The organism is Streptococcus mobilis (genome assembly GCF_059727625.1).
In genome coordinates this window covers 1239427-1253904 of sequence record NZ_AP041823.1, presented here as the reverse complement: position 1 = coordinate 1253904, position 14478 = coordinate 1239427, and the positions used below count along the sequence as shown (strand labels likewise).

14 protein-coding genes are annotated in these 14478 nt (G+C 41.7%); 13 read left to right on the top strand and 1 reads right to left on the bottom strand.

Going from position 1 to position 14478, the window contains the following annotated elements; genetic code table 11:
* Positions 1-21 precede the first annotated feature (21 nt).
* From AC6IZR_RS05905 to AC6IZR_RS05870, 8 genes are all read left to right on the top strand, one after another.
* On the top strand, positions 22-501 hold the full coding sequence (locus tag AC6IZR_RS05905) for a GNAT family N-acetyltransferase (RefSeq protein ID WP_497848232.1): 480 nt from the start codon (positions 22-24) through the stop codon (positions 499-501).
* Positions 502-510: 9 nt separating this feature from the next.
* A complete protein-coding gene (gene prfA / locus AC6IZR_RS05900; protein ID WP_003007273.1) occupies positions 511-1590 on the top strand; it encodes a peptide chain release factor 1 in 1080 nt (359 codons plus the stop codon).
* Positions 1590-2420, top strand: coding sequence for a peptide chain release factor N(5)-glutamine methyltransferase (gene prmC / locus AC6IZR_RS05895; RefSeq protein ID WP_497848231.1), 831 nt, complete (start codon positions 1590-1592; stop codon positions 2418-2420). The genes prfA and prmC overlap by 1 nt, the downstream gene beginning before the upstream one ends.
* Positions 2413-3024, top strand: coding sequence for an L-threonylcarbamoyladenylate synthase (locus AC6IZR_RS05890; protein ID WP_195423222.1), 612 nt, complete (start codon positions 2413-2415; stop codon positions 3022-3024). The genes prmC and AC6IZR_RS05890 overlap by 8 nt, the downstream gene beginning before the upstream one ends.
* Positions 3025-3062: 38 nt before the next feature.
* A complete protein-coding gene (gene glyA / locus AC6IZR_RS05885; protein ID WP_070586197.1) occupies positions 3063-4319 on the top strand; it encodes a serine hydroxymethyltransferase in 1257 nt (418 codons plus the stop codon).
* 8 nt (positions 4320-4327) lie between these two features.
* On the top strand, positions 4328-5302 hold the full coding sequence (locus tag AC6IZR_RS05880) for a nucleoid-associated protein (RefSeq protein WP_070586198.1): 975 nt from the start codon (positions 4328-4330) through the stop codon (positions 5300-5302).
* Positions 5302-5904, top strand: coding sequence for a lysozyme family protein (locus AC6IZR_RS05875; protein ID WP_023918108.1), 603 nt, complete (start codon positions 5302-5304; stop codon positions 5902-5904). The genes AC6IZR_RS05880 and AC6IZR_RS05875 overlap by 1 nt, the downstream gene beginning before the upstream one ends.
* 238 nt (positions 5905-6142) lie before the next feature.
* Entirely contained in the window at positions 6143-7153 is a 1011-nt protein-coding gene (locus AC6IZR_RS05870) for a DUF1002 domain-containing protein (RefSeq protein WP_070586199.1), read from the top strand.
* A 399-nt stretch (positions 7154-7552) separates the two neighbouring features.
* On the opposite strand, the gene guaA is transcribed toward AC6IZR_RS05870, so the two are convergent.
* Positions 7553-9118: a glutamine-hydrolyzing GMP synthase gene (gene guaA, locus AC6IZR_RS05865; RefSeq protein ID WP_003012033.1), complete on the bottom strand. Its 1566-nt coding sequence runs from the start codon at positions 9116-9118 to the stop codon at positions 7553-7555.
* Positions 9119-9246: 128 nt separating this feature from the next.
* On the opposite strand from guaA, the gene AC6IZR_RS05860 reads away from it, so the two are divergent.
* The 5 genes from AC6IZR_RS05860 (at position 9247) to AC6IZR_RS05840 (ending at position 14468) form a co-directional block, all read left to right on the top strand.
* Positions 9247-9945: a GntR family transcriptional regulator gene (locus AC6IZR_RS05860; protein ID WP_003016564.1), complete on the top strand. Its 699-nt coding sequence runs from the start codon at positions 9247-9249 to the stop codon at positions 9943-9945.
* Positions 9946-10183: 238 nt separating this feature from the next.
* A complete protein-coding gene (locus tag AC6IZR_RS05855) occupies positions 10184-11461 on the top strand; it encodes a glycosyltransferase (protein ID WP_497848230.1) in 1278 nt (425 codons plus the stop codon).
* Entirely contained in the window at positions 11458-12426 is a 969-nt protein-coding gene (locus tag AC6IZR_RS05850) for an NAD-dependent epimerase/dehydratase family protein (RefSeq protein WP_070586201.1), read from the top strand. The genes AC6IZR_RS05855 and AC6IZR_RS05850 overlap by 4 nt, the downstream gene beginning before the upstream one ends.
* Positions 12410-13237: an MBL fold metallo-hydrolase gene (locus tag AC6IZR_RS05845; RefSeq protein WP_497848229.1), complete on the top strand. Its 828-nt coding sequence runs from the start codon at positions 12410-12412 to the stop codon at positions 13235-13237. Before AC6IZR_RS05850 ends, AC6IZR_RS05845 begins: the two co-directional genes overlap by 17 nt.
* Positions 13203-14468 carry a F390 synthetase-related protein gene (locus AC6IZR_RS05840; protein WP_497848228.1) on the top strand — a complete coding sequence of 422 codons (1266 nt, stop codon included), beginning with the start codon at positions 13203-13205 and terminating at the stop codon, positions 14466-14468. The genes AC6IZR_RS05845 and AC6IZR_RS05840 overlap by 35 nt, the downstream gene beginning before the upstream one ends.
* The last annotated feature ends 10 nt before the right edge of the window (positions 14469-14478 follow it).

Here is a 14478-nt window from a genome sequence, read left to right as displayed (position 1 = left end):
AACGTTTTAGAGAGGATAATAATGTCTATTTGTTTAAAAGATATTACAATAGAGAATTATTTTGACGTTTTAAATCTAGAAGTTCATCCAAACCAATGGAATTTTATTGCATCCAATTCCATTAGCTTAGCTGAAGCCTATGTATATGATAAAAATGGTGATTTTATAGCTCCCTTAGCAGTTTATGATAAGGAAGTATTAGTTGGTTTTGTTATGATTGCCTATGACCAGAAAATTGGGATCAGCAAGGGAAATTACTTGTTATTTCGTTTTATGATCGATAAACGATTTCAAGGTTTAGGCTATTTTAAACCGACTATGGATGCAGTCATTGACTTTGTTCGAACAGAGCCAGCTGGAAAAGCAACAAGTCTTTGGTTATCTTATGAACCGGAAAATAATCAAGCGAGATCTTGCTATCTCCATTATGGATTTAAAGAAACTGGCGAAGTCATAGAAAACGAAATTGTAGCAATCTATGATCTAACAACCAAGAATTAAGGAGCAAACATGAATATCTATGATCAACTACAAGCTGTAGAAGACCGATACGAAGAGTTAGGAGAATTACTGAGTGACCCAGATGTGGTCTCTGATACCAAACGCTTTATGGAGCTTTCAAAAGAAGAAGCTTCCACTCGTGATACGGTGACAGCATACCGTGAGTACAAGCAAGTCCTTCAAAACATTGTTGACGCTGAGGAAATGATTAAGGAAGCAGGCGGCGATGCAGACTTGGAAGAAATGGCCAAGCAAGAGCTAAAAGATGCTAAGGCTGAAAAAGAAGAGTACGAAGAAAAACTGAAGATCTTACTTCTTCCAAAAGATCCAAACGATGACAAGAACATTATCTTGGAAATCCGTGGAGCAGCTGGAGGAGACGAAGCCCAGTTATTTGCTGGCGACCTCTTGCAGATGTATCAAAAATACGCGGAAAGCCAAGGTTGGCGCTTTGAGGTCATGGAAGCCTCTTACAATGGCGTTGGCGGGATCAAAGAAGTAGTGGCCATGGTTTCTGGTCAATCGGTCTACTCGAAACTCAAGTATGAATCTGGTGCCCACCGGGTACAACGCGTTCCTGTGACGGAAAGCCAAGGTCGTGTCCATACTTCGACTGCCACAGTTCTGGTCATGCCAGAAATCGAAGAAGTTGAGTATGACATTGATCCAAAAGACCTTCGGATTGACATCTACCACGCATCTGGTGCGGGTGGACAAAACGTCAACAAGGTTGCAACAGCCGTTCGTATCGTCCACTTGCCAACCAATATCAAGGTAGAGATGCAGGAAGAACGGACTCAACAGAAGAACCGTGAAAAAGCCATGAAGATCATCCGTGCGCGTGTGGCTGACCACTTTGCCCAGATTGCCCAAGATGAGCAAGACGCTGAGCGGAAGTCAACTATCGGTACTGGTGACCGTTCAGAGCGGATCCGGACTTATAACTTCCCTCAAAACCGTGTGACTGATCACCGGATTGGCTTGACCCTTCAAAAACTGGATACTATCTTATCTGGTAAATTAGATGAAGTGGTCGATGCTTTGGTCTTGTATGATCAAACACAAAAACTAGAAGAGTTGAATAAATAATGTTGTTGGGATCATTATTAGCCCAGTATGAAGAAGAATTAATAGCCGTTGGAGAGGAAGCAGAAAGCCTCTCCTTCGCGTATCGAGCTTTAAAAAACTGGACCTTTACAGACTTTGTTCTTGCCTTGCAAAAAGAAGTGGAAGTAGAGGATCAGGACTTGCTTCTATCCATCTTTGAGCAGTTGAAACATCACATCCCTGCCCAATATATTATTGGGAGCGCAGAATTCTATGGCCATGTTTTTACAGTTGATGAGCGCGTGCTGATTCCACGCCCAGAGACTGAGGAGTTGGTCGCTCTCATACTTGAGGAAAACGATGGGGAAGCCTTAAGAGTTCTGGATATTGGAACAGGAAGTGGTGCCATTGCCATTAGCATAGCCCTTGCTAGACCTAACTGGCAGATTCAAGCTAGTGATGTGTCAGAGGAGGCCTTAGCCCTAGCTCAAAAAAATGCCCAGCAGTTAGAAGTAATCCTTAATTTTAAGTATTCTGATGTTCTGGATCATCTAGAAGGTCCATACGACTTGATTGTTTCCAATCCACCCTATATCTCACGTAATGATCTAGAAGAAGTCGGAGCCAATGTATTAGGCTCTGAACCTCACTTAGCTCTCTTTGCAGACCGTGATGGATATGCTATCTACGAAAAGATTGCCCAGCAAGCACCAAGTGTTTTAACACCAGACGGAAAGATCTATCTAGAAATTGGCTATAAGCAAGGAGCCAAAGTAAAAGAGCTCTTTCGAGAAGCGTTTCCTGACAAACGAGTTCGAGTTCTGAAAGACCAATTTGGACAAGAAAGAATGGTAGTAGTAGACAATGGATAACATTGAGAAAGAATTAGAAGCAGGCCGTGCGGTTATTCTGCCAACTGAAACAGTCTATGGTATTTTCGCTAAAGCTTTGGACCAAGAGGCAGTTGATTATATTTACGAATTAAAACGTAGACCTAGAGACAAGGCTCTGAATTTAAATGTAGCCGATGAAAAAACGATTCGAATTTATTCGAAAAATCAACCCAGCTATTTAACAAAACTGATTCATTCATTTTTACCTGGGCCTCTAACTATTATTCTTCAAGCGAATGAAAAGGTACCTAACTGGATTCATTCAGGATTGGATACAGTTGGTTTCCGTATACCGGCTCACCCAAAGACATTGGATTTAATTCGTAAATTCGGCCCTTTGGTTGGTCCCTCGGCCAATCTTTCAGGTCATGCAAGTGGAACAAAGTATAGGGCTATTGTAAGCGAATTTGATCAAGTGGTTCCTGGTATAGAGGATGATGACTTTCTGACAGGCCAAGATTCAACTATTTTGGATATCTCTAGTTCCAAATCCAGGATTTTGCGGCAAGGTTCTATTACAAAAGCTGATTTGCTTGCACAAGTGCCGGAGCTTTCTTTTGAGGAAGATGAACTTCCTCAGTGATAATGTACATAAATAATTTTTTATAAAGGAGTAGACCGATGATTTTTGATAAAGAAGATTACAAAGCTTATGATGCAGACCTATGGAATGCGATCGCTAAAGAGGAAGAGCGTCAACAAAACAATATTGAGTTGATTGCTTCTGAAAATGTTGTCTCTAAGGCAGTGATGGCTGCTCAAGGGTCTATTCTGACAAATAAATATGCCGAAGGCTATCCTGGTCGTCGTTACTATGGCGGGACAGATGTGGTCGATGTGGTCGAAAGTCTCGCGATCGAACGGGCCAAAGAAATCTTTGGCGCTAAATTTGCGAACGTTCAACCGCATTCAGGAAGTCAGGCAAACTGTGCTGCCTATATGGCCTTGATTGAGCCTGGTGATACCGTCATGGGGATGGATCTAGCTGCCGGTGGGCATTTGACGCACGGAGCTTCTGTGAGCTTCTCTGGTCAAACCTATAACTTTGTGTCCTATAGTGTAGATCCTGAAACAGAGCTCTTGGATTTTGATGCCATCCTAAAACAAGCCCAAGAAGTGAAGCCAAAACTCATCGTTGCTGGTGCCTCAGCCTACTCTCATATCATTGATTTCTCTAAATTCCGTGAGATTGCAGATGCAGTAGGAGCTAAGCTCATGGTTGACATGGCCCATATTGCTGGTCTCGTGGCAGCGGGTCTTCATCCAAGTCCAGTTCCTTATGCCCATATCACGACTACGACCACTCACAAGACCCTTCGTGGACCTCGTGGAGGTCTGATCTTGACCAATGACGAGGAATTAGCTAAGAAAATAAACTCTGCTATTTTCCCTGGTATTCAAGGAGGACCGTTGGAGCATGTCATTGCAGCCAAAGCTGTCGCTTTCAAAGAAGCGCTGGATCCTGCCTTTAAAGAGTATGCAGCTAACGTGATTAAGAACAGTCAGGCTATGGCTGATGTCTTCTTGCAAGATCCTGATTTCCGTGTCATTTCAGGCGTAACAGAGAACCACCTTTTCCTTGTCGACGTCACTAAAGTCGTTGAAAATGGGAAAGTGGCGCAAAACTTGTTGGATGAAGTCAATATCACCCTCAACAAGAACTCTATTCCTTATGAAACCTTGTCTCCATTTAAGACCAGTGGGATTCGGATTGGTGCAGCAGCTATCACCGCTCGTGGTTTTGGTGAAAAAGAAAGTCGCACCGTTGCTGAACTGATGATCAAAGCGCTTAAGAATGCGGACAAGCAAGAAGTATTAGACGAAGTACGTAGCCAAGTCAAAGCCTTGACAGACGCCTTTCCACTTTACGAGGACTAAACCATCTTATGGATATTTACGTAAAAAAAGCCATCATTCATCAATTTAGCCCTGACGATACCGATCTCTATCTAGCAGATAAATTTCTCAATATCACACCTAAAATCGAGGAATACTTGCGTAAGAAGATTGAACGGGTCTACTCTGATGAAGCCAGGACCGGTATTTTCGAAGAGGACAATCCTTTTCTTGAGATGATTTCAGATGACCTATTAGAAACTTCGGTAGCAGTAGCGAATCGTTGGAAGGAAGAATTTGTCGTCTCTGAGAATCAAAAAACCAACGATTTGGTGTTCATTCAATTCTCAAAAGAAGGGGTGGACCATTTTGCCTTTCTTCGGATTGCCTTACGGGAAACCCTGACGCATCTTGGTGGTGAAGTGGATAATCCGATTAAGCTGACGCAAAATAATCTACCTGGTTTTGGCACTGGTGCTGATGAGGCCTTGGTCATCAATCTTCAAAGTCGCAAATACCACTTGATTGAAAAACGGATCAAGTACAACGGGACTTTCTTGAACTATTTTTCTGAGAATCTGTTGCAGACGCAACCCAAGATCTCTCCTAAAAAATCGATCAAGGCACTAGAAAAAACAGCCCAGAAGATTGCGGAAAGCTTCAACACAGATGATTTTCAATTTCAATCAAAGGTTAAATCAGCTATTTTTAACCATATTGAGGAAGAAAATAAACTCTCTCCTGAGAAATTAGCGGATGATCTCTTCGATGACAATCTGACTGCTCGCTTGAGTTTTATTGACCAAGTTAAAGAAGCTGTACCAGAGCCTGTCACCTTTGAAGAGATTGATGCAAGTCGCCAGTTGAAGAAGTTCGAAAATCAGAAATTGTCATTGTCAAATGGAATTGAACTGATCGTTCCGAATAATGTCTATGAAGATGCCGAATCTGTTGAATTTATTCTAAACGAGAACGGAACCTATTCTATTTTGATCAAAAATATTGAGGATATACAGAGTAAATAATGATTAAACGTATAGTGAAGATCTTCTTATTCATCTTACTAATATTTGGAATCTACAAGGGGGTTCAGATCCACCATGACGTCAAACAAGTCATGCAGTACCGCTCCCTGGTTAGAGAAGTCCTTGCTGAAGAGGACACCACGGCCAATGAAAATCTCATTCTTGCTATGATCTATACTGAGACCAAAGGCAGAGAAGACGATGTCATGCAGGCGAGTGAGAGTGCAAGTGGTGAGACCAATACTATTAGTGATAATAAGGCCAGTATTCGCCAAGGAATTCAAACTCTTTCAGATGAGTTAAAAGAAGCTAAGAAAAAAGGCGTTGATAGCTGGACTGCAGTTCAAGCCTATAATTTTGGGAAAGACTACATCGATTACGTCGCAAAACACGGTGGAACAAATTCCTTAGAGTTGGCCCGCGCTTATTCGCGGGATGTGGTAGCGCCAAGTCTTGGCAATGTAACTGGTGAAACTTATCTTTACCTCCACCCTATCTCTCTTTTAAACGGGATGGAACTCTACATTAATGGTGGCAATATTTATTATTCCCGTTTGGTAGAAACCAATATGACGATTATGAAGTTATTTTCATGGTTTTAATCATTTTCCAGAGAGCCGATTGGCTCTTTTTTTAGCTGATCAGTTCTGCCTCCGATTTTGAGGGATAATAAAAATGTCATGCATTCTTAAAAGAACTGTAAGCTAGTTTTAAGAAATCAACTGTATAATGAAAATCGAAGTGGGTAATCTCTTTATTTACTTCTTTTTTCATCTCTAGTGAGGTGAAAAAGGTAATATGAGATGCCCAGAGTTGATTTGAGTTAGAAAGAAGAAAAAGATGAAATTAAAGAAGATTGCATTGTTTGTAACGACGACTTTGGCCTTGTTTACCGCTATCCCGCGAGTTTCCGCAGATAGCAATGTGCAGAAAGTCATTGATGAAACCTATGTCAAGCCAGACTATGTTTTGGGCTATTCGCTGGACCAAAGTCAAATCGAACAAACCTTAAGTCTCTTGAACTACGATAGTTCGAAAGATAAAGAGGAGTGGAAGACCATGACACCAGAGGTTTATTCTTCGATTATGAACGTTGCCAACGATGATAGTTTGGAACTTTATTCCTCTGTCAAAATTCAAAAATTAGGCAAAAATAAGCCACTAGAAGTCAATATCGTGACACCTCAAAATATCACCAAGGTCACTGCAGATATGTATCGTAATGCAGCCGTTACACTTGGATTGGAGCATGCTCAAATTACAGTAGCTTCCCCTATCCAAGTGACCGGAGAAAGTGCCTTGGCTGGGATCTATTACTCGCTTGAGAAAAATGGTGCCAAAGTTTCTCAAGAAAGCAAGGATCTAGCCCAAGAAGAGTTAAAGACTCTATCCGGAATCAATGAAGAAAACGCGGGTAAGAAAAACTTCGATGCGGATAAGTTAAACGTAGCATTGACCGACATTAAAACAGCAGTAGCCAATGCCAAACAGAACAATCAGGATTTAAGCAAGGATGATATTCGAAAGATCGTCGAAGAAATCCTGAAAAATTATAAGCTGGATACAACTGTGACAGGTGATCAGATTAATTTGATCGTGAATTTCGCAGTCAACCTCTCAAAGAGTAGTGTTATCAGTAGCAAAAGCTTTACTAAAACCTTGTCGGACTTGAAAGATAGTATCGTAGACAAGGCAGGCGATACCTTTAATAATATCAATCTCAATTTTGATACAAATGCTATTCTAAAAGACAGTGGAAACTTCTTCACAAATGCGTGGAATGCCATTGCTGGCTTCTTCGGAGCCATCTGGAATGCCATTGTCAAATTCTTTAGTGGTTTAGTTGGCTAAAAATAGCACGAAAGCACTGCAGACAATAAGTCAGAGTGCTTTTTGTGTGTTTAATGATTCTTATATTTTATAAGACATTTTTAGGGTTGCTAAATTCTAATTTTAAGCTAGTGAAAAAAAGGTCCCCTGGACCTTAAAACTCGCTTTGCTAATTTTTGGCTCGTGAAAAAAAGGTCCCCTGGACCTTAAAACTCGCTTTGCTAATTTTTGGCTCGTGAAAAAAAGGTCCCCTGGACCTTAAAACTCGCTTTGCTAATTTTTGGCTCGTGAAAAAAAGGTCCCCTGGACCTTAAAACTCGCTTTGCTAATTTTTGGCTCGTGAAAAAAAGGTCCCCTGGACCTTAAAACTCGCTTTGCTAATTTTTGGCTCGTGAAAAAAAGGTCCCCTGGACCTTTTTTTTATTCCCACTCTACAGTTGCAGGTGGTTTGCTTGTGATATCGTAGACGATGCGGTTGACGTGGTCAACTTCGTTTACGATACGGACTGAGATTTTTTGGAGGACTTCCCATGGAATCTTCGCAAAGTCAGCTGTCATTCCATCGATAGAAGTGATAGCACGAATGGCAATCGTGTAGTCGTAAGTACGGCCATCTCCCATAACCCCTACTGAACGAACGCCAGTGTTGACTGTGAAGTATTGCCAGATATCGCGGTCAAGACCAGCTTTGGCGATTTCTTCACGGAGGATAGCGTCAGATTCACGAACGGTTTCGAGTTTTTCTTCAGTGATTTCTCCCATAACACGGATAGCAAGACCTGGTCCTGGGAATGGTTGGCGCCATACGATGTGGTCTGGCATACCAAGCTCAGTACCAAGTGCACGAACTTCATCTTTATAAAGAGTGTTGAGTGGCTCGATGAGTTCAAACTGCATATCTTCTGGAAGTCCACCCACATTGTGGTGAGACTTGATGGTTTGAGCAGTATCCGTACCAGACTCGATCACGTCAGTGTAGAGAGTTCCTTGTGCCAAGAATTTCACATCTTTGAGTTTACTTGCTTCGTCATCAAAGACATATACAAACTCATTACCGATGATCTTCCGTTTTTTCTCAGGATCAGACACACCAGCCAATTTATCAAGGAAACGTTTAGCAGCATCTGCTTTGACAATGTTCAAACCAAACTTGCCACCAAGCATATCCATCACTTGATCGGCTTCCCCTTTACGAAGAAGACCGTGGTCTACAAAGATACAGATCAATTGGTCGCCGATGGCTTTTTGAAGGAGAACCCCAACAACAGAAGAGTCAACACCACCTGAAAGACCAAGAAGGACACGTTTGTCTCCGACGGTTTCACGGATTTTTTTGATCTGCATGTCAATGAAGTTGTCCATGGTCCAGTCACCTTTAGCCCCACAGATGTTCAAGGCAAAGTTACGCAAGATGTCATAACCGTGAACAGAGTGACGAACCTCAGGATGGAATTGGATTCCGTAGATTTTCTTGTCTGGATTTTCAATCGATGCAAATGGACAGTCAGCAGAAGTACCAGTGCGGATAAAGTCAGCCGGAATTTCTGTAACAGCATCCCCGTGGCTCATCAATACCAATTGTTTGTCTGGTGTGCCGGCAAAAAGAGCAGAAGATTCTGTCAAAGTCAATTCAGATTGACCGTATTCGCGGTTACCAGCATCACCTGCAGGAACGACCTTCCCACCCAATTTATGGGTTAACAATTGCATCCCGTAACAGATTCCAAGAATTGGAATACCGAGTTCAAAAATTTCAGGATCGATATCAAAAGAACCTTCCTCGTATACAGAGTTTGGTCCACCTGAAAGAACGATCCCAACTGGATTGATTGCACGAACTTCATCAGCAGAAATCTTATGGCTCTTCAACTCTGAGAAGACTCCAATTTCACGAATCCGACGTGAAATAAGCTGATTGTATTGGCTACCGTAGTCAAGCACGATGATTTTTTCAACATCATGCAAATCAGTTGATAGGTTTGTCATCTTATCCCCTTCTTAAAGAAATTTACTTTCCTCTATTCTAACACAAAAGCCTTGTCTTTACCAATCTCTGATTGAAGAATTAGGAATTTTACGCTACAATAGAGATAACACAGAGAAAGAGCAAGGTTATGATTCCAGCTTACATTCAAATCCATGATCAGATTAAGTCTGAGATTGATCAAAAAATATGGAAAATCGGGGAGCGTCTTCCCAGCGAACGCGATCTAGCTGAGAAATTTCAAGTGAGTCGGATGACGCTTCGTCAGGCCATTACCCTTCTGGTTGAAGAAGGAGTGCTTGAAAGACGAGTAGGAAGTGGCACCTTTATTACCAGCACGCGCGTCCAAGAAAAAATGCGAGGCACAACCAGTTTTACAGAAATTATGAAATCGCAAGGCAAGGAACCTTCTAGTCAAGTGATTTCTTACCGGAAAACCATTCCTAGCCTCCAAGAAGTGGACAAATTGGGCATCGATAAGACCGAAACCATCATTCGGATGGAGCGGGTCCGGTATGCTGATGGGATCCCTGTTGTTTATGAAGTGGCCTCTATTCCAGAGAAATTTATTAAGAATTTCAATCGCGAAGAGGTTACCAGCCATTTCTTCCAAACCTTGGAACGTCATGGCTATAAGATTGGAAAATCGCATCAGACAATCTATGCTCGATTAGCCAAAGATAAGATTGCGGACTATTTACAGATTTCAAAAGGACAGGCTATTTTAGGTCTGACACAGGTTTCCTATTTTGAAGATGGGACGGCTTTTGAGTATGTAAAAAGTCAGTATGTCGGTGAGCGGTTCGAATTTTATTTGGAAAATAACTAAGCTCGCAATTCACAGTAATAAAAAAACTCTTCAAATGTTTGGGAGACTTTCTCTCTTTGGCATTTGGGAGCTTTTTTTTGGTTGAAGTCATTCTTTCTAAATAGTGATAGTACGGTCAAAAATAAAAGATTTAAAAAAATTTAAAAAATTTTTATTTTTTCTTCAATTTTTGATTTTTTTACGAATTAATAGATAGAAGCTAGTTTTAGATCTAAAAAAAGATATAAGGCAGGAAAAAATGAAAAAAATTAAAATCGATGTGGTAGCTGTTCCCTTGAGTGGGCATCTGTACCCAACTTTAAATCTCGTTAAACCCTTATTAGATGATCCTTCGATGGAGATCCGGGTTTTCACAGGACCTCAGAAAAAGGCCGTTACAGAAAGTCTTGGCTTCACTGTCGTTCCGATTCTAGAGGACAAAGTAGAAGAATTTGAACGTGCGGCGAATAACGATAAGAAACTCAATCTCTTTTCAGCTTATCGGCAATTGTCCAAAAGTCTTGATTTGATTAATCATGTATCAGATCAATTGCTAGAGGAGTGGTGCGTCAATCGTCCAGATATTGTCATTGCTGATTTTATCACTCTATCAGCTGGCTTTGTGGCAGAAGAGTTAGAAATTCCTTGGATTACCACAATGGCAACCCAATTTGTAATCGAAACTCCTTATGGTCCTCCTTGCTTCTTCGGAGGGATGGGAGTCGCGCGCACGAAGAAGGAAGAGAAGATACAGGCACTATGCCGTAAACTCACGCGCATTGGAAAATACTGTGGCGCTTTCCTCTTATGCAAACGCTTAAAACGTTACAATTTCAAGTTGTACAATCAAAATGGAGTGGAGACCATCTACTCTCCTTATGCTATCTTTGGAATTGGTATGATGGAGCTGGAGTTGAAAACACACTTCCCTCATCAATATGCCTGGCTTGGCCCTTTGGGGACTTCTATTGAAAAAGCAGAAGATTATCCTTTAGATCTCAGTCCTTACGAGGACAAGACGAAGGTACTCGTGACATGTGGAACCCAGTTGCCTTGGGCAAAAGAGAACTTGCTCCAGCAAACCCAGCAGTTGGCCAAAGACCATCCAGAATGCCACTTTTTCGTCACCTTAGGAGATGGGGCAAAGAAATTCTCTGAAGAAGAAGTAGCGCCAAATGTGACGGTCGTCTCTTATCTACCTTACAAAGAATATATTCCGCAGATGGACTATGTCATTCACCATGGAGGAGCTGGAATCTTTTATCAGTGTATTGAATTTAAAAAACCAGCCTTGATCTTGCCACATGATTATGACCAATTTGACTATGCGATTCGAGGAGTAGAAGCAGGAATTGCTTTTCAAGCTCATCGCAATCGCACCGAAGAGATTCAAGCAGGTTTTAAGGCTCTATTAGAAAAAGAATCTTGGGAAAAGTTAGAAAGACTAAACAAACTTTCAAAAACCTACAAGCCGTTGGATACCTTGGAGTTTGAGATTCAACGATTATTAAGACGTGGAACGGATGGGAAACTATGAAAATTCTTGTAACAGGTGCGACTGGCTTCCTTGGAAAATATGTGATCGATGAGTTGTTGGCTCACGATTATTCCATTGTAGCCTTTGGCCGAAACGAAAAAATTGGTAAGGCTATGGAAAGTGAGCGCGTTCAATTTGTGAAAGGGGATTTGAGCTCTATTGAGGAATTAAAACAAGCCTTTCAGTCTGTTGATGCTGTGGTTCACGCTGGAGCTTTATCCACTGCCTGGGGACCTTGGAAGGCCTTCTATCAGGCGAATGTAGTTGGTACTCAAAATGTCCTTGACTTGTGCCGTGAATATGCGGTAAAACGCTTGGTTTACGTATCTTCTCCCAGTATTTACGCAGCTGGAAAAGACCAATTAAACATCAAGGAAAGCGATGCTCCAACAGAAAATCACCTCAACAATTACATCCGAAGTAAATTGGCGTCTGAAAAACTTTTTTCTGACTATCCGGATGTGCCAAGTATCATCTTGCGTCCTAGAGGATTATTTGGTGTGGGGGATACCAGTATTTTACCTCGTGTCTTACGCCTCAGTCGAAAAATTGGAATTCCTTTGATTCGAGGAGGAGAGCAGCTCATGGATATGACCTGTGTGGAAAATGTCGCCCTAGCCATTCGCTTGGCTCTGGAAGCAAAAGAAGCTCACGGACAAGTATATAATATTACAAATGGGGAACCAAAGACCTTTAAGTATTTGATCGAAACCACACTAAAAGGATTGGGAGAGCCGATTCGCTATCGGAAAATTCCAGCAGGTCTTGTAGCAGGTGTGGCTTATAGCCTTGAAGGGGTGTATCGATTCTTTCATCTGAAAGCTGAACCCCCGTTGACTCGCTATACCTATTATCTCCTTCGATATAGCCAAACTCTCGATATTCAAAAGGCCCAAACAGAACTTGGCTACTATCCAAAAATGACCATTGAAGAAGGGATTGACAACTATGTCCAACATGATTAAGCGCATTGATTATTTCCCAGCAGGCTATTGTAGTAGTCATTCTGGTCTCTTATTTAAAGGGATTCCGAATGAAAAAATGCAATTTCCAGCAGGTGTCTTTTTGATTCATCACCGTGAAAAAGGCTATATTTTGTACGATACCGGCTATCACTACGAGATTAAGAAAAAAGCTCGGTATTTCTGGTACCGTCTAGCCACCCCAATGCAGATGAAAAAAGAAGACCAGATCGATTATTTATTGCAAGAGCGTGGGATTGATCCAGCAGAAATTACTTATGTGATTCTTTCTCATTTGCACCCTGATCATCTCGGTGGAGCAGCCCTTTTTCCAAATGCTCATTTCTTTGTCAGTCAGGAAGTCTATGAGGTGTACCAAAAACCGAAATTTAAAGATCTAATTTTTAAAGAGTTTTTGCCAGCTGATTTCAAGGATCGGGTGACTTGTCTCAAAGCAAATCAAAGGCATCCTGCTTTCCCTTACCGCCCGACTGCGGATCTTTTTGGGGATGGGAGCATTCTTGTTTCGTCCATCGATGGGCATGCGAGAGGGCAAGGCTGTCTTTATCTGGATGAGCTCAAGCTCTTTATTGGAGCAGATCTTTCTTGGGGAGTAGACCTCTTGCCTTACTCATGGCAAATGCGACTGATTCCTTCCTTGGTTCAGGATGATAAGAAGGCTTATCTTAAAGGAGCTGATTTGCTGGAAACACTCTTGCAAGAGGGTATTCAAGTTGTTGTCAGCCACGACCCGCAAGAACGGATTGAAAGGATTTTAAATGAAAAAAACAGTCTTTCTGAAAACCTTTATTGAAACCAGATGGTGCCACCGATTCCGTTCAAAAGAGGCCTTGAAGCGATACCAAGATAAGCAATTGGCACGCTACCATGCATTTATCACTTCTCAATCTCCCTATTTTCAAACCCATTCTCCCGAATCCTTTGGAACAATGGATAAAACCTTCATGATGACACATTTCAATGAACTCAATACCCTAGGGGTGGATCGAGATCAGGCTTTAGAAATGGCGATTCGCGGAGAACAGACGCGAGATTTTACTGAGATGAATGGAGAATTAGCAGTAGGCTTGTCTTCTGGGACTTCAGGCCACCGAGGAGTTTTTGTCACCACAGAAAAAGAAAGAAGCATGTGGGCTGCAGCGATCTTAGCCAAGATGCTGCCAAAAGGAAAACTCTTTGGTCATCGCATTGCCTTTTTCTTACGAGCGGACAATGAACTCTATCAAACCATTAATTCAGGCCTTATCCGATTGGAATATTTTGATATTTTCAAGGATAGCAAGGAGCATTTAGAGCGTCTCAAAGACTATCAACCAACCATTGTAGTCGCACCAGCTTCGACCTTGATTGAGTTAGCTAACTATGTCAGCAATCAGCAACTTGAGATTCAACCTGTCAAGGTTGTCTCTGTCGCAGAGATCCTAGAAGATCGAGATGCTCAGACCATCGCCAAAGCTTTTCAACTAGAGAAGGTTGATCAGGTCTACCAAGCGACAGAGGGATTTTTAGCTTGTACCTGTTCAGAAGGCAATCTACATTTTAACGAAGATATTTTGTATGTCGAAAAAGAGTATCTTGATGATAGCCGCTTTTATCCGATTATTACGGATTTCAAACGAACGAGTCAACCCATCTATCGCTACCGACTCAATGATATTCTGGTGGAAGAAAAGTCCCCTTGTCCTTGTGGCTCCATCTTTACTCGAATCGCAAAGATCGAAGGACGATCAGATGATATCTTCTATTTCAAAAAAGAAGATGGCAGTAGCCAGATGATCTATCCGGATTTTATTCGACGGTGCATTCTCTTTGTCGAAAATATTCAGGACTATCAAGTAACTCAGTTGGCAGATGGATCCATTACCATTGCCTTGAGTCACCGGACAGAGTCTATGGAGCAAGCGATCTTTACTCAATTTGAACTCTTAGCTCAGCAAAAACAATTCATTCTCCCAAGTATTCTATTTATCGATTACCAATGGGACTCAACACGTAAATTAAAACGTGTTCAACGACTTCAATAAAAGGAGAATC